Origin of the sequence: Bradyrhizobium liaoningense (genome assembly GCF_018130785.1) — a bacterium.
Classification (GTDB): Bacteria; Pseudomonadota; Alphaproteobacteria; order Rhizobiales; family Xanthobacteraceae; genus Bradyrhizobium; species Bradyrhizobium liaoningense_A.
Map to the genome: position 1 here is coordinate 21,922 of NZ_JAFCJT010000032.1, position 22,818 is coordinate 44,739.

Consider the following 22,818-nt stretch of genomic DNA (forward strand, 5'->3'; position numbering starts at 1 on the left):
AAGGCTGGGTTTCCGGTTTTTCACCGCGCCGGCTCAGTCGGATCTGGCGAACATCTCGACCAGGGTCTCGCGCAGCCAGCGCTGCGCCGGCACGGTGTCGTTGCGCTGGTGCCAGAACAGGCTGACGATGCGCGGTGGCGCCTTGAGCGGAAGCGGCATGGCGTGCAGCAACGGCGCGTGCCGGGATTGCGAGCGGAGATCGCTCGGTAGCACGGCGATGAGGTCGGACTGACGCACGACCTCGTAGGCGGCGCTGTAGTGATTGACGGTCGCGACCAGATTTCGCGACAGCCCGCGCGACGCGAGGAAAAGATCGTAGGACGGCAAGGTCTTGCCGGCGAGGCTCACATCGACGTGCCCCGCATTCAGGAAGGTCCGGGTGCTCAGCCGCTTCTGGGCGGCGAGCGGATGGCCGCGCCGCATGAAGCAGGCATAGTCGACCATCCACAGCGAGCGCGAGCGAATGGCGGCCGGCTGCTGCGCCTCGTTGACATAGACGCTCAGCACGCAATCGACCCTGTTGTCCTCGAGCTGGTCGGCGATCTCCAGAATGGTGTTGGGAACGGTATGGACGCGCGCCTTGGGCGCGACCCTGCCGAAATGGTTCAGCAGGTTCGGCATCACCAGCGAGGCGACGTAGTCCGACATCGACAGGCTGAATTCGGTCTGCGCACGGGCGGGATCGAACACCTGCTCGTCGAGCGCGCCACGGACGCTTTCCAGCGCCTCGCCGATCGGCTCCCACAGCACTACGGCGCGCTGGGTCGGACGAATCCCGGTGCCTGATCGGACGAACAGGGGATCGCCGAGCGCGTCGCGCAGTCGTGCGAGTGCGTTGCTGACGGCGGGCTGCGTCATCGTCAGCGCGCTCGCCGCGCGGGTGACGCTGCCTTCGGTCATCAATGCCTCGAAGACTTTCAGGAGGTTGAGGTCGAGCGCGCGGAACGACACAGACATTCACCGTAGTGATATATTAGATCATGATTATAAATTATGACGATAATGTCACTTTGTCTATGGTTCCCCCAAGGGACACGCGGAGCGCCGGGCCGCCAGACTGAGGGGACTTTCATGTCGATGATCTCGGCGCGTATCGAGCGCCTTCCATTCGCGCGCTTCCACACGCATCTGCTGTTGATGGGCGGGCTCGGCTACATGTTCGACGCGATGGACGCGGCCGTGCTGGCCTTCATCCTGCCGGTGCTGCGCACGGCCTGGAATCTGTCGAGCGTGCAGATCGGCGTGCTCGGCAGCAGCACCTATATCGGCTTCCTGTTCGGCGCGTTGCTGGCGGGCACACTGGGCGATCTGATCGGCCGCCGTGCGGTGATGATGTCGGCGCTGGCGCTCTACTGTGCCGCGTCCATCGTCAGCGCGGCAGTGGACACCTGGTCGTCGTTCTTCGCCGCTCGTGTCGTCGCGGGCATGGGTACCGGCGCCGAGAGCGCGATCATCGCGCCGTATCTCGCCGAGTTCGTCGCGCGGCGCTTCCGCGGCAGTTTTACCGGCGCGCTGGCCGGGTTCTTCTCCTTCGGTTTCGTCGCGGCGGCCTTGCTCGGCTACTTCATCGTTCCCGCCTACGAGAACGGCTGGCGCATCGTTCTGGTGATCACCGCGGTGCCGGTCGTCATGCTGCTGTGGTGGCGCAGGGCGCTGCCGGAATCGCCGCGCTGGCTGGAAAGCCGGGGCAGGGCGAAGGAAGCCGAGGCGGTGCTCGACCGGATCGAAGCCGGCTTCGCACGCGAGGGGCACGTCCTGTCCCAGCCGGTCGTCGACGCGGTCAGCCCTCCTGCTGCCGGGGGAACGCTGCTTGCGAATTTCGCGGCGCTGCTCGCCGGCCGCCAGACGCGCATCACCATCATGACCTGGATCATGTGGCTTGCGATCACCTTCAGCTATTATTCCTTCTTCGTCTGGATCCCCGGCCTCCTGGTTCAGAACGGCATGAGCATCACCAAGAGCTTCGCCTATTCGATCGCGATCTATTGCGCGCAGATTCCGGGCTATTTCAGCGCCGCCTGGTTCAACGAGCGGATCGGCCGGCAGGCGACGATTGCGTCCTACATGCTGCTCGGCGGCGCCAGCGCGCTCGGGCTCGCCTTCGCGCAGAGCGACCAGCACATCATGCTGGCGGGAATCCTGCTGTCCTTCTTCATGAACGGGACCTATGCCGGGGTCTACGCCTATACGGCGGAGGTGTTTCCGACGCCGATGCGGACCACGGGCGCCGGGCTTGCATCGGCGATCGGCCGCATCGGTGCGATCGTCTCGCCGATCCTGGTCGGCTATCTCTATCCCAATTTCGGTTTCGCCGGCGTGTTCGGGGTCACCACCACTGTGCTGCTGCTCGGGGCAGTCACCGTCGTGCTGATGGGCGTGCCGACGCGCGGCCGCTCGCTGGAAGAGATCGCGGCGGGTGAAGTTGCATGACGCGGACGAAAGTTACCGCTGATCCCTTGCTCTGCGCCGTCGCGGCGGCGCAGGGCAGGGCGGATCAGCCGGATGCACTATTCGCGGCACTCGACGAAGCCGTGAAGTCGGCGATCGGGCACAAGCTGTTCACGATCCTGACCTACGACGGCGACACCGGCGAAGCCGCACGGGTCTATTCCAATCTTCCCGGCCCGTATCCGACCGGCGGACGCAAGCGCCTCGCGCCGGGCCCGTGGACCGAGGCCGTGCTCGACCGCGGCGAGGCCTATATCGGCCGCACCCTGGACGATCTGCGCAACGTCTTTCCCGATCACGAGTTGATCGCCTCGCTCGGCTGCGAAAGTGTGCTCAACATGCCCGTACGCTGGCGCGTCCGCACGCTCGGCTCGCTCAACCTGCTCCATGAGGCGGGCTGGTACGGCGAGGACGATGTCGCCACGTGTCTCCCGTTCGCTCAGCTCGCGCTGCCCGCGCTACTGACGACTGACCAGTCTTGACCAGACAGGAAACGACCATGCCCAGCATCCTTTTCAAGAACGCGGCTCTGCTCGACCCGCTCCAGCCGGACTTGCTGGAGGGACATCACGTGCTGGTCGAGGACAATCTGATCAAGGAGGTCTCCGACCGGCCGCTCCAGGCCGCAGCCGACCGCACCATCGATCTGAAGGGCAAGACGCTGATGCCCGGCCTGATCGACCTGCATGTGCACGCCATCGCCGTCGAGCTCAACCTGGCGCAACAGGTGAACATGCCGAACGTGCTGGTGACGCTGCGCTCGACGCTGCTGCTGCGCGGCATGCTGCGGCGTGGCTTTACCACCGTCCGCGATGCCGGCGGCGCCGGCCATGCGCTGAAGCAGGCGATCGAGACCGGTCTCACCGACGGCCCGCGGCTGTTCGTCTCCGGCCGTGCGCTCAGCCAGACCGGCGGCCACGGCGACATGCGGGCCCGCTCGGATTACCTCGCGAGCGACGCGCCGTGTCCATGCTGCGTGCGTGTCGGCGCGCTGGCACGCGTTGCCGACGGCGTTGACAGCGTGCGCAGGGCGGCGCGCGAGGAGCTCCAGATGGGCGCCGACCAGATCAAGATCATGGCGTCCGGCGGCGTCGCTTCACCGACCGATCCGGTCGGCGCCTTCGGCTACTCCGAGGACGAGATCCGCGCCATCGTCGAGGAGGCACGCGGGCGCCAGACCTATGTGCTCGCCCACGCCTACACCGCTGCCGCCATCGAACGCGCTGTCCGCTGCGGCGTGCGCACCATCGAGCACGGTAACCTGATCGATGCTCCGACCGCACGGCTGATGGCCGAGAAGGGTGCCTATGTGGTGCCGACGCTCGTCACTTACGAGGCGTTGGCCAACGAGGGCGCCCAATATGGCCTGCCGCCGGAGAGCGTGGCCAAGATCGCCGATGTCCGCGACGCGGGTCTGCGTTCGCTCGCGATCTATCGCGACGCCGGGGTGAAGATGGGATTTGGCAGCGACCTGCTTGGAGCTTCTCAACGCCTCCAGAGCGACGAATTCCGGATTCGCGCCGAAATTCTCGGGCCGCATGCCGTCATCGCCAGCGCGACATTGATCGGCGCCGAAGTGCTCGGCATGGAGGGCAAGCTCGGCCGGATCGCGCCCGACGCTATTGCGGACCTGCTCGTGGTCGACGGCAACCCGCTGCGCGATGTGGCCTGCCTGCTCGGCCAGGGCGAGCACATCCCGATGGTGATGAAGGCAGGCAAGGTCCAGTTCGACAGGCTGAACGCTTAGCCGGACCTACCGCCACATTCCCCGCATCCGCGCGCCGATGTCGATCTTCGGTCCCTGTGCCGCGCTGCGGGCAGCGCCCGCCGCGACCTTCGGCCAGGCGGTGCGCTCGAACAGATAGACCAGGGATTCCGGGATGAAGCGGGTGCGCGAGGCGTAGACGTGGCGGTCGCCCTTGGCGGCCTGGCCGTGGACAAAGAAGCGTTGCGGCACGACGAGGTGCAGATCGTCCTTGGCACGCGTCATCGCGACATAGAGCAGGCGGCGCTCCTCCTCGAGCTCCGCGCTGGTGCCGGCGCCGAGATCGGAGGGCATGCAGCCGTCGACGACGTTGAGCACGAACACCGACTTCCACTCCTGGCCCTTTGCGGAGTGGATGGTGGAGAGGATCAGATAGTCCTCGTCGCGGAGCGGAGGACCTGATTTGTCGCTGGTCGCATCCGGCGGGTCGAGCGTGAGCTCGGTCAAGAATTTCTCGCGCGAGGCATAGCCGCTCGCGATCTGCTCGAGCTGCATCAGGTCGGCGCGGCGCGTCTCGGAATCCTCGTGGATACGGTCGAGATGCGGCTCGTACCACAGTCGCACGCGCTCGAGATCGGCCGGCCATTCCGAATAGCGTAAATTCTCGACGGTGCGGACGAAGTCGGTCCAGTCCGCGCCGGTGCGCGCCGGCACCGGAAGTTGGCCGAGCGCGTGCAGCGGGTCCATGCTCTCGGCCATCTGGTCGAGCACGCGCTGCGCGGTTGCGGGGCCGATGCCCGGCAACAGATGCAGGATGCGGAAGCCCGCGACGCGGTCGCGCGGATTTTCGGCAAAGCGCAGCAGTGCCAGCACGTCCTTGACATGCGCAGCATCGAGAAATTTCAGTCCGCCGAACTTGACGAAGGGGATGTTACGGCGGGTCAGCTCGATCTCCAGCGGACCGGAATGCGAGGACGTCCGGAACAGCACCGCCTGGTGCTTGAGCAGCGCGCCTTGCTCGCGGTTGGCCAGCACCTCCTCAACGATGTAGCGCGCCTGATCGGCCTCGCCGTGCACGGTGACGAGCTGCGGTTTTTGCGTGGAGGTGCGGTCGGTCCAGAGGTTTTTGGTGAAGCGCTCGCGCGCCAATCCAATCACACCGTTGGCCGCCGCCAGCACGGGTTGCGTCGAGCGATAGTTGCGGTCGAGTGTGATCATTTCCGCGCGGGGGGAGAAGCTCTGCGGAAAATCAAGGATGTTGCGGACAGTGGCGGCGCGGAACGAATAGATCGACTGCGCGTCGTCGCCGACCACGGTGAGCCCGCGCCCGTCTGGCTTCAGCGCCAGCAGGATCGAGGATTGCAGGCGATTGGTGTCCTGATATTCGTCGACCAGCACGTGATCGAAGCGGCCGCCGATCTCTTCGGCGATCAGCGTATCGCTCATCATCTGCGACCAGTAGAGCAGCAGGTCGTCGTAATCGAGCACGTGCTGGGCCTGCTTGGCCTCGACATAAGCCGCGAACAGGCCCTTCAGCTCGGCTGCCCAGCCCGCACACCAAGGATAGTGCTGGCCGAGCACCTTTTCGATCTCCATCTCGGCGTTGACGCAGCGCGAATAGATCGACAGGCACGTGCCCTTGGCCGGAAAGCGGCTCTCGGTCTTCGACAGGCCGCGCTCGTGCCGGACCAAATTCATCAGGTCCGCGGAATCCTCGCGGTCATGAATGGTGAAGGCGGGATCGACGCCGATCCGCTCGGCATATTCGCGGAGCAACCGCGCGCCGATGCCGTGGAAGGTGCCGGCCCAGGTGAGGGCGTCGCGCATGATCGCGGCGTTGTTCTCGCCCAGCACCTTTCGGGCGATGCGCTCGACCCGGCCGGCCATCTCGGCCGCCGCGCGCCGTGAGAACGTCATCAAGAGGATACGGCGCGGATCGGCGCCTGCGACGATCAGGTGCGCGACGCGATGAGCGAGCGTGTTGGTCTTGCCGGAGCCAGCGCCGGCTATGACGAGCAGGGGAGCGCCCACGGTCGCGCCATCGGCCACGCCATGCTCGACGGCGCGGCGCTGCTCCGCATTGAGCGTGTCCAGATATGTCGCCACGAATCGCCCCGGTGAAAGGGTGAGAATCGGCGATCCCGACGCGAATCGCAATGCAGCTGGACGGAACCGGTGTTAAGACCTAGGGACAAGGCGGCCCGAAGTTCCAGCCCGAAAAACGCGCAACGGCATGACCGAGCTCAAGCCCGACCAATTCGAGATGCGGCGGCTGGAGTCGCTCAGCAATACCATCTTTGGTGTCGCCATGACGCTGCTCGCCTATGACCTGCCCAAAGCCGCGGTGTTCACCAGTGCCCCGAGCTGGAGCGATCTCGCCCATGTCTATTCCGGCAAGCTCGCCGGTCTCGCGCTCAGCTTCATCATCGCCGGCGTGTTCTGGATCAGCCACCACCGCCGGCTCGCGCGCCAGCCCGTGGGCGGCCGCGGCATGGTGATCCTCAACCTGTTCTTCCTGCTCTCGATCGTGCTGCTGCCGGTGACCAACGGCCTTTACACCAATTACGGCATGAGCAGCGCGGTCGCCGTGCTCTACGGCCTGCATCTGACCGCGATCGCCGGCCTCAATGCCTGGCTGTGGTGGACGATTTTGGGCGGCTGGCGCCACGAGATCATGGCCTCGATGTTTCCGCTGCTGGTGTTCGTTCCGGGCACGATCGTTGCGGCTTTCGCGCCACACGTCGCGCCCTTCGTGTGGTTCATCGCCTTTGGCGGGCTGCTGATCCAGCGCTTCTATGTCGCGCCGACCGAGCCAGGCGCGTGAGGCGACGGCTCACCCCTTTGTCGCGCCGAACCCGTCGGACGGCACGTAAAGCTTGACCGGGCGGATTTCGTAGACCGCCGACGGGTTGACCTCGCGCAGCTTCCGCGCCGCCGCGATCGCCTCTTCCTCGGTGTCGTAGTCCACGAGGTGGAAGCCCAGAAGCTGCTCCTTGGTCTCGGCGAACGGGCCGTCCAGCACCATGCCCGCGCCGGGGCCGCGCAGGGTGCGGGCCTTTCGGGTCTCATCCAGACGGGCGGCCGGCCCGAAATGTCCGCTTGCCCTCAAGGGCGCCTGAACCTCGATGACCTTGGCCACGACCGCGGCGTCCTGCTCCGGCGTCCAGGACAAGAGCTCGTCTTCCACATGATAGGCCAGGATGGCGTAAAGCATCGTCACCTCGTAGATTTTTGCTGCGCGCGTCCAAAGGACGTATCACTACGGGCTGCGCCGACAATCCCCAACCACAAAATATTGCGTTGGGTAGGCCTCGATGAAACCGTCCTGAAACCCGATTGCGGCCCGACCGGGTGAACGCCGTCCAACGTCGAGGCGACTGATGGCCACAAGAACACGGAAGGCCATCGGAGGCGGCAATGTCGGGTCAGACCATCAAGATCATCTGCGACGCGCGGCGGGCGGCACAATCGGAGCCCGCCGATTTGCACGACCAGAGCGGCCATCACCGTTATTACGGCAGCTCGGTCGAGAACGGCGGCGAACGCATCGTCGAGAGCCGCCGCGGAAAACGCCCTCGCGTGCTCAACGTGTGTGGCTTCTGAAGCCTTCGGCAACACCGTCTTTCAACATGGACGTCCTGCAAATATCGATCGCGGCGATGCCGTTCCTGCTCTCGCTCGCGAGCCGGACGCGCAAGGCGATCGCACCGTGTCTTCTGACGAGCATCCTCACGGTGCTTCTGAGCGGCGAGCCGCACCGGGCGGTCATCGCCTGGTGCGTCGGCGTGCTGATCGCCGCGGTCGCGTTGCGCGAGCGACTTCGCACGATCTGAACCGGCGCCGTCACGGCGCGCTCAGGACCTGCTTGATGAGGGCCTCGCGCAGCTTCGCCAATTCGCCGCTCGCGTCCATCTGCGCGATCACCTTTCCAACTTTCGGCACGAGATCGTGATGGCGTTCGTGCAGATAGTGGTAGATGTGGATGCGCTCGAGCGGCGGGGAAAGCGGGTATATCCTGGTCTGCAGATTGAGCTTCCGGACCGCGACCAGCCCACTGAAGAGGTCGGTGACCATCACGTCGAAACGGTCGGCATCTAGCATCCTGGCCATGTTCTCGAGGCTCGTGGTCGCGGTGACGCGGCTCATGCCGCGCGTGCCGGCCTCCGATGAGCCGACGCCACGGACGATGCCGATGCTGTAGTCCCTGATCGAATTCCAGCCGTCGACGTCGAAACGGAGTTTCGTCGCGAAGACCGCCGGCTCGATGTAGTTGATCGCCGGCGTGACCTGAATCAGCGTCGGGTAGTCGCGGGAGAGCGTTCCGATCCGCTGGATCTCGCCGTCGACATCGCCGGCGCTCGATAGCGCCAGCGCCCGCTTGCCGGGGACGTCCTCGAACTCCAGCTTGATGTTCAGCTTGGCGTAGACGGCCCGCAGCATCTCGCCGCCGACATATTGGTCGGGGATGTCGGCGATGCGCGCCAGTCGGATCAGCTGCTGCGCCTGCGATGGGCCGGCTGCGAGCAACGACAGGCAGAGGACAACTATCCGCCACATGCCGCGTCTTTCCAATCGCCCATTGCTACCATTGGATTCAAATGCCAGCGCGGTCGACCGCAGATGGTGCCGGGGCAGGGCCGCAACGATCGCGGCTCGCCCGACGTGCAGGCGACTCCGGACCTTCACCGATATGTCATTCTAGCACGCGAAGTGGTAGTTTGCCCAACAATCCTGCTGCAGGGCGCAAGGCATGATTCCATCGCCGCTGGGCCGACAGGATCGCTGCCCGCATCGGGTGCTGAGGGAGAGTCTCAACCGTCGAATTGCTCGAGGCTGCGGCCTGCAGGCCGGAGCTGGGTGTCGCCATTCCGGGGAAGTGGTGCATGGGCAACGCAGGTGACGAGGAACCCGGCCGGGCCATTGCGCCGGCGGCGGCGAAGCAGGATTTGAACGGCATTGGCGCTGCGATCGCGCCGTCGATGTTTGCGGCGCTGCTGGCGCGGATCTTCCACTGGTCGCGCAGCGGCGTCGGGCCGCGCCTGCTTGCCGCCGTGCTGCTGTTCTCCTCGATCGTGACGCTCACGCTGACCGCGCTTCAGCTCTACTTGGATTACGATCGCGAGGTCGGCATCATCAAGACGCGGCTCGACGAGATCGGACGCAGCTACACGGACAGCCTCGGCGAGAGCCTGTGGAATCTCGACCAGAACCAGCTCAGGCTCCAGCTTGACGGTATCCTGCGGCTGCCCGACATCCGTGCTGTCGAGGTCCGCGAGATCGCCGATCGCCCCAATCCCATCAGTGTCTCGGTCGGGGAGCGAAGCACCCGCTCGGTCATGACCCGGGACTATGCGCTGAACTACACCACGCAGGGGGCGTCGCGTTCCATCGGCCAGCTCCACGTCGAGGCCACGCTGAGTGACGTCTACCAGCAATTGCTGAACCGGGCTCTGGTCATTCTGGCCAGCCAGGCTGCAAAGACGTTCCTGGTGTCCCTGTTCATCATCTACATGGTCCATCTTCTGGTGACGCGGCACCTCGTCGCCATCGCCGAGTTCGTCAGCAAGTACAGCGTTGCACGACCGCCTCCGCCTTTGCACCTGGAGCGGCGCCGACCCTACGATGCCGACGAGCTGGACAAGGTGATCGACGCCTTCAACGCCATGTGTGCGAAGCTCGAACGCGCCTACGATGAGATTCGCGACGCGAACGCGAATCTCGAGCGCGATCTGAAGATCCGCCGGCGTGCCGAAGAGGACGCGCGCGCGAGCGAGCAGCGCTTCCGCGACTACGCCGAGACCGCGTCCGACTGGTTCTGGGAGACCGGACCGGATCACGTCTTCACCTACATATCGGACCGGGCCGGCGCCTTCGGCATGGACCGCAAGGCCCTGATCGGCAAGCGCCGGTGCGATGCCGCCTTCGACCGCGATGCCGAGCCGCAGAAGTGGCGCGAGCACATGGCGACGCTTGACCGCCACGAGCCGTTCCGGAAATTCGAGTATCGCGGCCGCGATGTCGTCGGGCGCGTGCGCCATTTCAGCGTCAATGGTCAGCCGATCTTCGCCGCCGACGGCCGTTTCATGGGCTATCGCGGTTCGGCCACGGACCTCACCGGGCAACACGAGACCGAGGAGCGGCTTCGCCAGTCCCAGAAGATGGACGCGATCGGCCAGCTCACCGGCGGCGTCGCGCATGACTTCAACAACGTGCTCACGGTCATCACCGGCACCATCGAGATCATCCACGAGGGGCTTGCGGACAAGCCCGAGCTTGCCGCGATCGCGCAGCTCATCGACGATGCGGCCTCGCGCGGCGCGGAGATCACCTCGCAGCTCCTGACCTTCGCGCGCCGGCAGCCGCTGGAGCCGCGCGAGATCGACGTCAACGGCCTCGTGGTCGAAACGGCGAAACTGTTGAAGCCGATCCTCGGCGAGCATATCGAGATCGTGACCCGGCTTGCCGACGACGCATGGTCCGCGATGGCCGATCCGTCGCAGCTCTCGTCCGCGATCGTCAATCTCGCCGTCAATGCGCGCGATGCGATGCCGGGCGGGGGCAAGCTCGTGCTCGAGACCGCGAACCGGGAATCTGACGGCACCGGCAGTGCCGATGACGGCGATGTCTCACGCGGTGCCTTCGTGATGATCGCGGTGACCGACACCGGCCACGGCATCCCGGCGGACATCCGCGACCGCGTATTCGAGCCGTTCTTCACCACCAAGGGCGTCGGTCGCGGCACCGGGCTCGGTCTCAGCATGGTCTACGGCTTTGCCCGTCAGACCGGCGGCACCGTCGCCATCGAGAGCGAGGAGGGCCGTGGCACGGTGGTGCGGTTGTTCCTGCCACGATCGGAGGGGGAGGCTTCCAGCAGAACGGACGCCGTGCAGGCGCGCGCGGCGACACGTGGGCACGAGACGATTCTCGTGGTCGAGGACGATCCGCTGGTGCAGGGCTACGTCATCGCCCAGCTCGGCAGCCTCGGCTATCGCACGCTTGTTGCCGCCGACGGCGCGACCGCGCTCACGCTGGTCGACCAGGGCGCGAGATTCGATCTCCTGTTCACCGACATCATCATGCCCGGCGGCATGAATGGACGGGAGCTGGCCGAAGCCGTCCGCCTCCGCCGCCCCGGGGTGAGGGTGCTCTACACCTCCGGCTACACCGACGACACCATCATCCACGAGGGACATCTCGATCCCGGCGTGGCGCTGCTCCAGAAGCCATATCGGAAGTCGGAGCTGTCCCAGAAGATTCGCGAGACGCTCGCGGGTGAGCCGCCGGCCTGAGCGGCACACGCCCCGTCAACGAAAAAGGCGCGGCGGGGAGGCCCCGTCGCGCCCGATTTCTTGCTCGCTGGTCCAGGGCTGAGAGCGCCCCGATGCCAGGCCTTTCGTCAAAGCCTAGCGGGCGATCCCAGCGAGGTGACAGCGCTTGAGATAAGACACTGGATCACCTCCTTTCATTGGTTTCGGGACTCCCAATATAGGACGGAATCCCGCCGCCGTTAAGGGGGCGCCGGAGGCGGGAACAAGCCTGCTCGCGAGGCGGGAAAGACCGGCCCGAAGCAGTTGAGACTGCCGCCCGGCCGTGTTAGGTGATCGCCCGACGCGGGTGTAGCTCAATGGTAGAGCAGCAGCCTTCCAAGCTGAATACGAGGGTTCGATTCCCTTCACCCGCTCCAATGTTTTCAAGCGCTTATCGGATTTCTTGATTCCATTCCGACAAGACGGCGCAATCCATTCCGACAAATGTTCACTTTCCGGTCGCCTGCTTGCGCCGCTTGATCTGCGCGTCCTGTTTGGCTTCATCGTCATGGTGCAGGTAGTGCGCCATCGCTTTCGTCGATGACCATTGGCCCTTCTTCATCAACTGCGTTTCCGTTAAGCCGGACGTGCTCGCTTCGGTGGTCCCGCGATGCCGGCCGAACGACGTGAAGGTCAGCTCAGGCCGCAGGCCCGCCGCCATGATGATCTTCTTCGAAATGCGCTCGACCTGCGTCAGCATCTCACCCTTGCCCCCACGGTAGGCCACTGTCGTCAGGACGAAGCATGAGACCGCCCGTGGGGCGCAACGCCTTCATGGCCAACGACGGATAGCCCATCTCGATGGCTGTGGCGCGGAACGCCGCCAGCTCGGCCAAGTTCGCATGCGGCGTTTCGCGCGATGTCGATTGCAGGCCCATCTTCTCGAACGGGTTTCTCGGCGGAAACATGTGAGGGTGCGCCCCTGAGATCGTGTTCCACGCGCCGCGCGCTCCAGGACCTGTGTACGGCGAGCCGCGCGATTGAGTGGTCAAGTTGCTCCGGCGTCAGGTTGGTCTGCCGCTCCTCGGCAGGGACGTTTGAGATCGCGCGTTGCGTCGCAACGCATCGGTCACGTCACATCGGACGATCTACTCATAAGATCGGTCTCGGGCGCCATTGATCAGACTAGCAGGTTGGTGAAGAATCGTTCGGTGATCTTGTCAGTTGCCGACGGCTCCTTTTCGTCGGAAGTAACGATCGTGACAAATTCGTCTTTGCAGTCCCAGCAGCGCCAAAGATCCTGGACTTCCTGCGCATTCACGCGTTCACGCCACTCGAGGTGGACTGCCCCAGAACCACATCGAGGGCATTTTTCGCGATGAGGTGTTGAGACCGAAATCATGCGGAGCCTCCCTCGTTACCTCATGTGCAGCATGCGCTTCCTGACAGCCTCGGCAAATGATCTACATCAAAGATTTGCTCGTTTGAGGGGCGAGTAGCGCGCCAGGTTTGCGAGCTTGTCGAAAGAATTCCTTTTCGAGGACTTCCTCACGAGCCGTGTTTCGCTACATGGACCCAATCGATGTCATTTTTTGTGCAGGACGACCATGTTGGACGATGAATCTAACGAGCAGCGCGCGAAGATATTGCGTGCTCTGGCCGGGCAAGCTGATCCCTTCATCAAAGGCGCCTTCTGAAGTTGGTGAAGCGCTACGAACCCAAGCGGCGGACCGCACCAATTGACCAATAATTTGAAGCCGGGCTTCACGGGAAGTCGAATATCGCGACACCGCTTCTGACTAATCATTGAGATCCGACTCTTTGTAAGCCGGTCAAAATAGAGCTGGCGTTTGAGAGCTAGAGGGTAGAAACTCTCATCCAATTGCATCACCTCGGGCAGAAATTCGAAAGTGGCGAATTCGCAGTACACGCTGGAGTAGCGTCATGCGATATACCTTTGGGCAGACTATCTCGCTTCGGGACCAGCTCGCGAAACTCGCGCAAGAGAGCCGGGAGCAGGCGAAAATAATGCCTGCCGGAAAGAAGAGAGAGGAGCTTCTGAGGAGAGCCGGCCAAGCCGATACCGCCGCCCGCATCAATGAGTGGGTCAATTCTCGCGGGCTTCAACGGCCAACCTAGTTTCAGATCAAGATCGTGATGCCTGTGCTTGGGCTGCCCCCGGTTGGCGGTCTTCTCATTCCTTCGATAGCCCACGGGAGAGCAATTGGTCTGTGTCCCTGCAATTCCACGGTACCGTCGAGCACATGGAAATGTGGAGCGCTAGTAGCGACGGCTTTTCGTCCGTGATCAACGACGATGACGACCCGAGTGCTGCTGGACCAGCGGCCGGCACCGGGCGCGAAATCAAATCTAGGACGAACGCGGAGCGCGCGCACAAGTTTGCTGAGGCGTTGGGCACCCGTCCTGAACGCCGCCAAACTTAGGGCGCTAGCGCTGGCCCGCGCGAGTCACAGCTAGGCGATCGTCTTCAGATACAGACTTGGATCGAAATACCTACTTGCGGGCGTAAAGTCCTTGATTCCGGCATTTGCCATGAAGAAGTCTGTCGACTGTTGCAGCCAATTGGTGACGGTGCCGTCGGAATACATCCGCTTCCAGTCCCGCGACGAGAACATCTTTTGGGCCTTGAAAGACTCGTTGATGTCGGCCATCGGCGTCTGGCTGTAATGGCCCTTCTGCAGCTTCTCCATCGCTTCGGTGCTGTTCGCAATGATGTAGTCGTTGGCATCGGCCCAGCCCCGTATCAGCTTGGCTAGCGTTTCCTTGTTGGGCTCGTAATAGTCGTTGGCTGCAGCCCAGCCGCCAATGATCGCCGCCTTTGGATAGTAGGCCGACGCGTCGGCGAGCATCGTCGCGCCCGGCACCTTGTCGCGTACGGTGACGTTGAACGGCACCCAAAGCGCGACCGCAGGTACCGCACCGGAAATGAAGGCAGTCACGGCCGCCGGCATGGTCTGGTTGACGAGCTCGACCTCCTTGGGATCGATCTTGTTGGCGCGAAGCGCGGTATCCAGGAACACATGCGCGGTGGTGCCGGTCGCGGTCGCGATGCGCTTGCCCTTCAGGTCCGCGAAGGTCTTGATGCCCTGGTCGCTGCGGACCCAGAGCTGCGCCGTCGCGACCTCGATATCGTTGATGAGGAAGACCTTGCCCTGGCCACGGGCCGGGAAGTTCGAGAGCACCGCGCCGGTGGCCAGCACGTCGAGGCTGCCGCCGATCAGGGCCTGGAAGATTTCCAGGCCGGTATTGAACTGGCGCAGCTCGAGATCGAGACCCTGTTTCTCGAAGGATCCGCGATCCATGCCGGTCCAGATCTGACCGTCGACGGCGACGGTGTGGAGATAGCCGACGCGAACTTTTGTCTTGGCCTGCGCAATCGCGGGCGCTGCGGCCGTGAAGGTGCCGAGTGCAAGGCCCGCCGTCGTGGTCAGAAATTGCCGCCGATCCATGATGTCCTCCGTTTGTTTGTTATTCTGAGAATGAGACCGGACGCATTTGCGCCTGCTGGGCGCGATATTCGTCCATCACCAGCTGCCTGATATGGCTTCGCAGCTCGGCGAATTCCGACCGCTCCTGGATCGACTCGTCCCGCGGGTAGGCGAAGGGCACGTCGATGATCTCCTTGATCCGTGCCGGCCGCGCCGTCACCACCACGATGCGGGAGGCGAGGTAGATCGCCTCCTCCACAGAGTGGGTGATCAGCATAACGGTCTTGCCTTCGGTCTCCAGCACCTTGAGCAGCAGGTTCTGCATATTGGAGCGGGTCTGGGCGTCGAGCGCGCCGAATGGCTCGTCCATCAGCAGGAATTGCGGCTTCACCGCATAGGCCCGCGCGATCGCGAGCCGCTGCCGCATGCCGCCCGACAGATGCTTTGGATAGGAATTGGCGAAGTCGGACAAGCCCATCAGGCCGAGATAGTGGTCGGAGATCGCATCGCGCTCGGCGGTCGGGACATGATTGGCGTTGAGCGTCAGGCCGAAGGCGATGTTCTGCTTCACCGTCAACCAGGGGAATACGCCATATTCCTGGAAGATGACGCCGCGCTCGGGGCCGGGGCCGGCGACGGGACGTCCGTCGAACAGGACATTGCCCGTCGTCGGCTTCTGGAAGCCGGCGAGCATGCTCATCATCGTGGTCTTGCCGCAGCCGGACGGGCCGATCACCGCGATGAAGTCGCCGTCGTTAATGTCGTAGCTGACGTCCTCGACGACGTTGAGGCGGCCCTTCTGTGTATCGAAGGACAGCGAAACCTTGTCGAACTGTGCGCGCTTGGTCATGCGATGGCCCGATCCTGCCAGACCAAGAGCCGGGCCGTGATCTTGCGCAGGATCAAATCCATGATCAGCGCGATCAAGCCGATGCAGATGATGCCGACATAGATCACGTCGAGCAGAAAGTAGGTCGAGGCATTCTGAATCATAGCGCCGAGCCCGCGCTGCGCCGCGATCAGCTCGGATGCGACCAGCGTCGCCCAGGCCACGCCCAACGCCACGCGCAGCGCGGTGAGGATGTGCGGGACGGTGAGGGGAATGATGACCTTGCGAAAGATTTCGGCCTGGTTGGCTCCGAGTGTCTGCGCCACGCGAATGTAGAGCGGCGTGATCTGGGACACGCCCTCATACATCACGATCACGCCGGAGAAGAACGAGGCGTAGAACAGGATGACGAGCTTTGCGAGCTCGTCGACGCCGAAATAGACGATCACCAGCGGGATCAGTGCGATCGGCGGCAGCGCGCGAAAGAAGTTGATCATGGGGTCGGCGAAGGTGCGGGCGGGGCGATACCACCCCAGCAGAAATCCGACCGGCACTGCGACGAGGATGCCGAGTGCGACGCCAAGGAAGACGCGCCGGGTCGAGGCGAAGATGTCGATCAGCAGCCCTTCCTTGGTGAGGAGCTCAAAGAATTTTGCGGCGACCTGGTGCGGCGCTGGGATCAGCGAGACGTTGACGAAGCCGCTCCAGCGCACGGCGTACCAGAGCAGTATCGCACCGATCCACGGTATCAATCCGAGACCAAAGCGTCTCAGGCCAGCTCCGTTCATTCGACGCGTCCACCCAGATTGCGGTTGATGTTTTCAAAGGTCATATTATAAATAGGATGACCATACAAGTGGCGCCTTTGGTCGTAGGCGTCGCAGGCTTTCCCGCATGACATCGTCGCCTTTCACCATCCGCAGCGTCCAGGCCTTTGGCTATCGCTACCCGTTGACGACGCCGGTCATCACATCCTTCGGGCGGATGAGGGATCGGCCGGCCGTCTTCGTCCGCGTTGAAGACACCGACGGACATGTCGGCTGGGGTGAAGTGTGGTGCAATTTTCCGGCACCAGGTGCCGAGCATCGTGTTCGGCTCGTCAACGAGGTGCTCGCGCCGGCCCTCGTCGGATTCATTGCGCCGGAGCCGTCTGCCGCGTTCGAGTGTCTGACGCAGGGAACTTCGGTGCTCGCGCTGCAATCCGGTGAAGCCGGCCCGTTTGCGCAGTCGATCGCCGGCATCGATCTCGCTGTCTGGGATCTCCACGCGCGCCGCGAGAACGTTGCGCTGTGGAGGCTACTCGGCGGTGCGAGGCGCGAGATCAAGGTCTACGCCAGCGGCATCAATCCGGTGGGATCGGAGCGGACGGCCGAAGCGGCCCTGGGCGGCGGCTACCGCGCGTTGAAGCTGAAGATCGGCTTCGATCCGGCAGGTGACCGCGCCAATCTCGCCGCGCTGCGTCGCCTTGTGGGCGAAGGCCTGCTTGCCGCCGACGTCAACCAGGGCTGGACCATTGCGCAGGCGCTGGAACTCGCACCTCAGCTCGAGCACTTCGGTCTCGCGTGGCTCGAGGAGCCGATCCGTGCGGATCGCGCGCGGCAGGAATGGAAGCAGTTGTATGAGACCGTCCGCTTTCCGCTCGCAGCCGGCGAAAACATCGCGAGCTACGCGGGCTTTGCCGAGGTGTTGAGCGAGCCGGTTCTCGGTGTCGTCCAGCCCGACATCGCCAAATGGGGCGGGCTGTCGGCTTGCGCAAACATTGCTCGCGACATCCTGACGTCGGGAAAAATGTTCTGCCCGCACTATCTCGGCGCCGGCATCGGCCTTCTGGCGTCCGCGCATCTTCTCGGCGGTGTCGGCGGCGATGGGCTGCTCGAAGTCGACTGCAACGAAAACCCGCTGCGCGATCGTTTCTGCGGTCCCGTGCTTGAGGTCCGCGACGGCATGATCGCGCTCGGCGACGAGGCAGGCCTCGGGATCACGCCCGATCTTGCCTCCATCGAACAATACCGGACGGTCTGATGTCAGCACGCGGTTATGACTACATCATCGTCGGCGCGGGCTCGGCCGGCTGCGTCGTTGCGAACCGGTTGTCGGCCGATTCGGCCTGCCGCGTGCTGTTGCTGGAGGCCGGCGGCTCGGACCGGAATTTCTGGCTGAAACTTCCGGTCGGTTACTACCGGACCATCTACGACGAGCGATTCTCGCGTCTGTTCAAGACCGAGCCGTCGGAAGGGAGCGGCGGTCGCGCCATCGTCTGGCCGCGTGGCCGCGTCCTCGGCGGCTCTTCGTCGATCAACGGGCTGATCTTCATCCGAGGTCAGCACGAAGACTTTGACGATTGGGAACGCCTTGGCGCCGAGGGCTGGAGCTATCGCGAACTCCTGCCGTATTTTCGGCGATACGAACGCTACCGCGGCGGCGAGAGCCAATTTCACGGCGGGCTCGGCGAGTTCGAGGTCTCCGATCTCCGCAACGACAATCCGGCATCGAGGGCCTGGGTCGAGGCGGGTGTGCAGTTCGGCCTGCCGCGCAATCCCGACTTCAACGGCGCCACGACGCTCGGCGTCGGCACCTACCAGCTCGGCATCGGGCGGCACTGGCGGACCAGTTCCGCTTCTGCGTTTCTGCGCCCCATCGCCGACCGTCCCAACCTCACGATCATCAGCCATGCGCAGGTCAGCAAGGTCGTTTTCAGCGGTCGCGTCGCGACCGGCGTCGAGTGGATCAGCAAGGGACAGGTCCATAGCGCGACCGCGGATCGTGAGATCATCCTGTCTGGCGGCGCGCTGCAGTCGCCGCAGATCCTTCAGCTCTCCGGCGTAGGTCGGGCCGACCTGCTGCGCAAGCTCGGCATTCCCGTAATTGCCGATTCTCCGGAAGTCGGCGCCAATCTTCAGGACCATTATCAGGCCCGGCTGATCGTCCGCCTGAAGGAGCGAATTTCGCTCAACGATCAGGTCCGCAATCCCGTTGAACTGGCGAAAATGGGCTTGCAGTGGATGCTGGCAGGGAGTGGTCCGTTGACGGTCGGCGCGGGGCAGGTGGGCGGCGCAGCCTGCACTGAACACGCCGTCGGCGACCGGCCGGACGTGCAGTTCAATGTGATGCCGCTCTCGGTCGATAAGCCTGGTGAGCCCCTGCACAGCTACTCCGGCTTCACCGCTTCGGTCTGGCAGTGCCACGGAAAGTCGCGCGGACAGCTTGCGATCAGCTCGACCGATCCGTTCGAGCAGCCGCGGATCGCACCGAACTATTTTGCCGAGGAAATCGACCGCAAGACCGTCGTTGCGGGTCTGAAGATTCTGCGCGAGATCTATCAGCAGAAAGCATTTCGTCCGCTCTGGGATGTCGAGATGGTGCCGGGCGAGGCAGCAAGGGATGATGCCGGGCTGTGGGATTTTGCGCGCAACACGGGGGGCACGGTGTTTCACTGTGTCGGGACCTGCCGCATGGGCCGGGACGCGCAGGCAGTGCTCGATCCGCAGCTGCGCGTGCGCGGTGTCGAGCGGTTGCGTGTGATCGACGCCTCTGTGATGCCGCAGATCACCTCGGCCAACACCAATGCGACCAGCCTGATGATCGGCGAACGCGGTGCGGCCTTTGTCATGGCCTGAACGGGCCGCCTGATTTCTGGAGGACGAGATGGAATTGAGTTCCGACAGTCACGTCCCCAAATACGCGCAGATTGCTGACATCTTCCGTCAGCGGATCGCGCGCGGCGTCTGGGCTCAGGGTTTTCGCCTGCCGGCCAACGAGGAGCTGGCGGCCGAGTTCGGTGTGTCACGCGTCACGATCAGGCAGGCGGTCGAGCTGCTCGCCCGCGACGGCGTGATCGAGGCGCAGCAGGGCCGCGGCACCTTCGTTACCGGGACGGTGCGGCAGGATCGCTGGCTCAAGGTCGAGACGACGCTGTCCGATCTCGCCGAAATGTACCGCGACACCTCGCCCGAGATCATCAACATCTCGGAAAGCCGCAGCGATGCACCGCTGCTTCCCGGGGACGGCAAGCCGGCCGAAAAATACGTCTTCATGCGTCGGCTGCATTCGCGGGAGAAGCAGCCTTACTGCGTCATTTCCATCTATCTCGACGAGAAGATCTTTCGCAGGTCGCCAAAGCGATTTCGCAACGAGACCGTGATCCCGATCCTCAACGATCTCAGGGACCCCGCCATCGCCAGCGCGCGCCAGACCCTGACGATCGGTACCGCGGATATCGAGGCGGCGCGGCTGCTGCGCGTGCCCCTGAACTCGCCGGTGGCCGAAGTCCGCCGCATCTTCACGACGCAGGACCGCACCGTGATCTATCTCGGCGAAGTCACCTATCGCGGGGACTTCGTGCGGATCGATATGGATCTGCGGCCCTAGCGGCCTCAACGCGAAAACAGTTCCTGGTTTCGACGCTCGAGCTCTTCCCCGTAGGTGCGCAGGACATGGGCTTCGCTCAAGATGCCGATCGAGGCGCGATGGTCGGCGCGGTCGACAACCGCGAGCACGTCGGCTTCGCTGCGTTCAAAGGCCTTCAGGATCTCGCGAACCGGCGTGGTCGGAAGCAGGCATTCATCCTGTTGCTGCGCCAGCGACCCAAGCAGCTGGTCGTCCTGATTGGCAACGGAATGCAGTGTCGCGGCGGGGACGATGCCCGCATAGATACCGTTGGGATCGCGCAGCACGATCTGGCGGACCTGCGCCGGCGAAAACAGCTTCTGCGCCTCGCCGATCGCCATCGTCGTCAGCGCACTCTCGAAATCGGTGCGCATCAGGGATGCCGCACTCATCTGCCGGACCCAGCCAATGTCCTGTGGGCCGCGGATCACCTCGCCGCGCAAATGAAAGCGCCATGTCGCAAAGCTGTAGCCGAACAACTCGCGGACGATCAGCGCGCAGACCGATGATGCGACCACTGCTCCGACGGTGACGGAGAAATCGCCGGTGATCTCGAGCGCGAGACAGACCATGCTGAACGGCGCTCCGAGGACGCCGGTTCCGAGCGCGGCGAGCGCCGCAATGGCTGCCGTGCCGGGCTGAAGCGCGAGCGCGGGAAGAGGGCCCGTCAGCACAATGCTGTAGAGCTGCCCGATCAGCGCGCCGAGCAGGAGCGAGGCGAAGAACAGGCCGCCGCGAAAACCGGACCCGAGCGAGACGGCGGAGGCCAGGATCTTGAACACGATCGTGGTCGTGAGCAGGAGCCAGGTCGGATTGCTGACCAGCAAGATCTGCATGGCGCCGTGACCGGCGCCGAGTACGGTCGGCGTCAGCAGGGCGAGGCCGCCGAGGAGAAAGCCGCCGAGAATTGGCCGCAGGAAGCCCTTGAACGCTGTGATGCGCTGAAAGCAGCGCTCGGAAAATGCGACCGAGAGCATGACAAGGATGCTGATGAAGGCGCAGATGAGGCCGATCAGCACCGTCTGTGCGATCATCTCGACGGAAACCGGAGAGGGGAAGCCAGGCACCATTAGGAAGGACTGGTGCGTCAATTGCCGCGCGACGAGCCACGCGGTGACGGCGCTGGCGATGACCGGCACGAGCCCGGCGGACGTATAGGCGCCGAGCACGACCTCGAAGGCGTAGAAGGCGCCGGCCAGCGGTGCAGAAAACGCGGCACTGATCGCCCCCGCCGCGCCGCAGGCCACCAGGAGCCGCATGTCGTTACGGCGGGCGGCCAGCCGCTGGCCGACATGAGAGCCGAACATCGAGCAGATCTGGGTATAGCCGGCCTCCAGCCCGACCGATCCGCCAAACCCGTTGGACAGCAATGTCTGGATTGAGATCAGCAAGCTGCCGCGAAAGGACACCCGGCCGCCATAGAGCGCATTGGCCTCGATTGCGTCGGCGAGCTGCTGTCCCTTCACGCGCCGGGCGAAGTACAGCCCGATCAGCGCAAGCACCAGGCCCCCGAGCATCGGGATGAGCAGCGTGCGCTGCCAGGAGATCACGCCGGTGGCGCTGAGGTGTGCGTCCAAAGGAATGTCGAACAGCAGCGCGTGAGAGACCTGGCTCAGGCTCGAAATCGCGGCCACGAGCACGCCGCTGAGCAGTCCGACGACGATGGCGACCAGCACGAGGCCAGTCTCGCGATTGCGCACGAAATTGCGCAGAAACAACGGCAGCAGGCGGATGCCTGGAGCAGCCGCCGGCTTCGCAGGATGTGGCGCCGGCTCCATCCTATGCCGGATCCCGCAGCGGCTCGGTGCGCACGACGCGGAAGCCGATATTGCTCGACGCGGAGTCGGGCGTGTTGGAGCTTCGCGCCGCGATGCGGTAGCGATTGCAGTAGGACTCGTGGCAAAGAAATGATCCGCCACGCATCGACCGGTTGGGAGCTAGCTCGCGGTTCAAGGGATCTCGTGATGGCGTGAGGCGGTGATAGCTCGGCGAAAAATAGTCTTCGCACCATTCCCAGACATTTCCGGCGACATTGTGCAGGCCATATCCGTTGGGCGCGAAAGTGTGAACGGGCGCCGTACCGAAATAGCCATCATCCACGGTATTGCGGTCGGGAAAGTTGCCCTGCCAGATATTGCAGCGATTCTCGCCGCCGGGCTGCAGCTCGTTACCCCAGGGATAGATGGCCTGGTCCAATCCGCCACGTGCGGCCATCTCCCATTCCGCTTCGGTCGGAAGGCGCGTGCCGGACCATGCGCAGTAGGCCTGTGCGTCGTTCCAGGAGACGTGGACGACGGGGTGATCGAGCCTGTCGAGGATGCTGCTCGCGGGTCCCTCCGGCTGCGCCCAATAGGCGCGCGACACCGGTACCCACCACGGCGTTTCCTGAACCCGCGTCGTGCGCTCGGTGCGCGTCTCTTCGGGCAGGAGCCCGTCGAAGACAAAACTCCAGCCGTAGCGCTCGGCTTCCGTCATGTAGCCCGTGGCACGGACGAAGTCGCCGAATTGCAAATTGCTCACGGCGTGACAAGCGATAGCAAACGGCGACAAGGTGACGGGCCGCACCGGTCCCTCGCCATCTTCGACAAAGCCCCGATCGGCAGATCCCATGTGGAAGGTTCCGCCGATCAGTGAGCTCCAGCGGCGCGGGATCGGGGTCGGACTGGGAAGGATCGCTGCTTGTGCATCGTTGGCCGTCGCCGGCTCCTTGCCGGCGGCGCCCCGGGTGCAGCAATGCGAACGATCCCGAGTCAT

Annotated in this window: 22 protein-coding genes and 1 tRNA gene; 11 read left to right on the forward strand and 12 right to left on the reverse strand. The window is 64.1% G+C overall.

The annotated features are described in order from the left end of the window. Positions 1-33 precede the first annotated feature (33 nt). Positions 34-957: a LysR family transcriptional regulator gene (locus JQ627_RS35175; RefSeq protein ID WP_212488927.1), complete on the reverse strand. Its 924-nt coding sequence runs from the start codon at positions 955-957 to the stop codon at positions 34-36. A gap of 114 nt (positions 958-1,071) precedes the next feature. On the opposite strand from JQ627_RS35175, the gene JQ627_RS35180 reads away from it, so the two are divergent. The 3 genes from JQ627_RS35180 to JQ627_RS35190 are packed head-to-tail and all read left to right on the forward strand — an operon-like array spanning position 1,072 to position 4,195. Beyond that, positions 1,072-2,430, forward strand: a complete 1,359-nt coding sequence (locus JQ627_RS35180; protein WP_212488928.1) for an MFS transporter — start codon at positions 1,072-1,074, stop codon at positions 2,428-2,430. Then, positions 2,427-2,930 (forward strand): GAF domain-containing protein, encoded by a 504-nt coding sequence (locus JQ627_RS35185; RefSeq protein ID WP_212488929.1) that lies wholly within the window; start codon positions 2,427-2,429, stop codon positions 2,928-2,930. Before JQ627_RS35180 ends, JQ627_RS35185 begins: the two co-directional genes overlap by 4 nt. Positions 2,931-2,947: 17 nt before the next feature. After that, on the forward strand, positions 2,948-4,195 hold the full coding sequence (locus tag JQ627_RS35190; RefSeq protein WP_212488930.1) for an amidohydrolase family protein: 1,248 nt from the start codon (positions 2,948-2,950) through the stop codon (positions 4,193-4,195). Between the two features lie 6 nt (positions 4,196-4,201). On the opposite strand, the gene JQ627_RS35195 is transcribed toward JQ627_RS35190, so the two are convergent. Further along, a complete protein-coding gene (locus tag JQ627_RS35195) occupies positions 4,202-6,259 on the reverse strand; it encodes an ATP-dependent helicase (protein WP_212488931.1) in 2,058 nt (685 codons plus the stop codon). A 127-nt stretch (positions 6,260-6,386) separates the two neighbouring features. Here JQ627_RS35195 and JQ627_RS35200 point away from each other — a divergent pair, with 127 nt between their 5' ends. Further along, positions 6,387-6,977 carry a TMEM175 family protein gene (locus JQ627_RS35200; protein ID WP_212488932.1) on the forward strand — a complete coding sequence of 197 codons (591 nt, stop codon included), beginning with the start codon at positions 6,387-6,389 and terminating at the stop codon, positions 6,975-6,977. Positions 6,978-6,986: 9 nt separating this feature from the next. Here the strand turns inward: JQ627_RS35200 and JQ627_RS35205 are convergent, their stop codons facing one another. Beyond that, complete coding sequence (locus tag JQ627_RS35205; RefSeq protein WP_212488933.1) at positions 6,987-7,367, reverse strand: YciI family protein; 381 nt, start codon at positions 7,365-7,367, stop codon at positions 6,987-6,989. Between the two features lie 203 nt (positions 7,368-7,570). Between JQ627_RS35205 and JQ627_RS35210 the strand changes: the two genes are divergently transcribed. Together JQ627_RS35210 and JQ627_RS35215 are read left to right on the forward strand one after the other, a co-directional pair. Further along, positions 7,571-7,756, forward strand: coding sequence for a hypothetical protein (locus JQ627_RS35210; protein ID WP_212488934.1), 186 nt, complete (start codon positions 7,571-7,573; stop codon positions 7,754-7,756). 26 nt (positions 7,757-7,782) lie between these two features. Next, positions 7,783-7,986 carry a hypothetical protein gene (locus tag JQ627_RS35215; RefSeq protein ID WP_212488935.1) on the forward strand — a complete coding sequence of 68 codons (204 nt, stop codon included), beginning with the start codon at positions 7,783-7,785 and terminating at the stop codon, positions 7,984-7,986. A 10-nt stretch (positions 7,987-7,996) separates the two neighbouring features. Here the strand turns inward: JQ627_RS35215 and JQ627_RS35220 are convergent, their stop codons facing one another. Continuing rightward, a complete protein-coding gene (locus tag JQ627_RS35220; RefSeq protein ID WP_212488936.1) occupies positions 7,997-8,710 on the reverse strand; it encodes an ABC transporter substrate-binding protein in 714 nt (237 codons plus the stop codon). A 326-nt stretch (positions 8,711-9,036) separates the two neighbouring features. On the opposite strand from JQ627_RS35220, the gene JQ627_RS35225 reads away from it, so the two are divergent. Next, positions 9,037-11,442: an ATP-binding protein gene (locus JQ627_RS35225; protein WP_212488937.1), complete on the forward strand. Its 2,406-nt coding sequence runs from the start codon at positions 9,037-9,039 to the stop codon at positions 11,440-11,442. A gap of 321 nt (positions 11,443-11,763) precedes the next feature. Continuing rightward, a tRNA-Gly gene (locus JQ627_RS35230) sits at positions 11,764-11,837 on the forward strand. Between the two features lie 71 nt (positions 11,838-11,908). Here JQ627_RS35230 and JQ627_RS39420 read toward each other — a convergent pair. The 6 genes from JQ627_RS39420 to JQ627_RS35255 form a co-directional block, all read right to left on the reverse strand. Next, positions 11,909-12,121 carry a hypothetical protein gene (locus tag JQ627_RS39420; RefSeq protein WP_249143660.1) on the reverse strand — a complete coding sequence of 71 codons (213 nt, stop codon included), beginning with the start codon at positions 12,119-12,121 and terminating at the stop codon, positions 11,909-11,911. Positions 12,122-12,161: 40 nt separating this feature from the next. Continuing rightward, on the reverse strand, positions 12,162-12,368 hold the full coding sequence (locus tag JQ627_RS39425; RefSeq protein WP_249143661.1) for a hypothetical protein: 207 nt from the start codon (positions 12,366-12,368) through the stop codon (positions 12,162-12,164). 212 nt (positions 12,369-12,580) lie between these two features. After that, on the reverse strand, positions 12,581-12,802 hold the full coding sequence (locus JQ627_RS35240) for a hypothetical protein (protein WP_212488938.1): 222 nt from the start codon (positions 12,800-12,802) through the stop codon (positions 12,581-12,583). Positions 12,803-13,874: 1,072 nt separating this feature from the next. Next, positions 13,875-14,870 carry an ABC transporter substrate-binding protein gene (locus JQ627_RS35245; RefSeq protein WP_212488939.1) on the reverse strand — a complete coding sequence of 332 codons (996 nt, stop codon included), beginning with the start codon at positions 14,868-14,870 and terminating at the stop codon, positions 13,875-13,877. Between the two features lie 19 nt (positions 14,871-14,889). Beyond that, positions 14,890-15,699 (reverse strand): ABC transporter ATP-binding protein, encoded by an 810-nt coding sequence (locus JQ627_RS35250; RefSeq protein WP_212488940.1) that lies wholly within the window; start codon positions 15,697-15,699, stop codon positions 14,890-14,892. Continuing rightward, the gene (locus tag JQ627_RS35255; protein ID WP_092258897.1) at positions 15,696-16,466 is read right to left on the reverse strand and encodes an ABC transporter permease; all 771 of its coding nucleotides are present in this window, start codon (positions 16,464-16,466) and stop codon (positions 15,696-15,698) included. The genes JQ627_RS35250 and JQ627_RS35255 overlap by 4 nt, the downstream gene beginning before the upstream one ends. A 106-nt stretch (positions 16,467-16,572) precedes the next feature. Here JQ627_RS35255 and JQ627_RS35260 point away from each other — a divergent pair, with 106 nt between their 5' ends. The 3 genes from JQ627_RS35260 to JQ627_RS35270 are packed head-to-tail and all read left to right on the forward strand — an operon-like array spanning position 16,573 to position 20,046. Next, positions 16,573-17,700, forward strand: a complete 1,128-nt coding sequence (locus tag JQ627_RS35260; RefSeq protein ID WP_212488941.1) for a mandelate racemase/muconate lactonizing enzyme family protein — start codon at positions 16,573-16,575, stop codon at positions 17,698-17,700. Next, a complete protein-coding gene (locus tag JQ627_RS35265; protein WP_212488942.1) occupies positions 17,700-19,295 on the forward strand; it encodes a GMC family oxidoreductase in 1,596 nt (531 codons plus the stop codon). Before JQ627_RS35260 ends, JQ627_RS35265 begins: the two co-directional genes overlap by 1 nt. A 28-nt stretch (positions 19,296-19,323) precedes the next feature. Next, positions 19,324-20,046 carry a GntR family transcriptional regulator gene (locus tag JQ627_RS35270; RefSeq protein WP_212488943.1) on the forward strand — a complete coding sequence of 241 codons (723 nt, stop codon included), beginning with the start codon at positions 19,324-19,326 and terminating at the stop codon, positions 20,044-20,046. Positions 20,047-20,051: 5 nt separating this feature from the next. Here the strand turns inward: JQ627_RS35270 and JQ627_RS35275 are convergent, their stop codons facing one another. Both JQ627_RS35275 and JQ627_RS35280 read right to left on the reverse strand, forming a co-directional pair. Beyond that, positions 20,052-21,842 (reverse strand): chloride channel protein, encoded by a 1,791-nt coding sequence (locus JQ627_RS35275; RefSeq protein WP_212488944.1) that lies wholly within the window; start codon positions 21,840-21,842, stop codon positions 20,052-20,054. Position 21,843: 1 nt separating this feature from the next. Continuing rightward, on the reverse strand, positions 21,844-22,818 hold the full coding sequence (locus JQ627_RS35280) for a formylglycine-generating enzyme family protein (protein WP_212488945.1): 975 nt from the start codon (positions 22,816-22,818) through the stop codon (positions 21,844-21,846).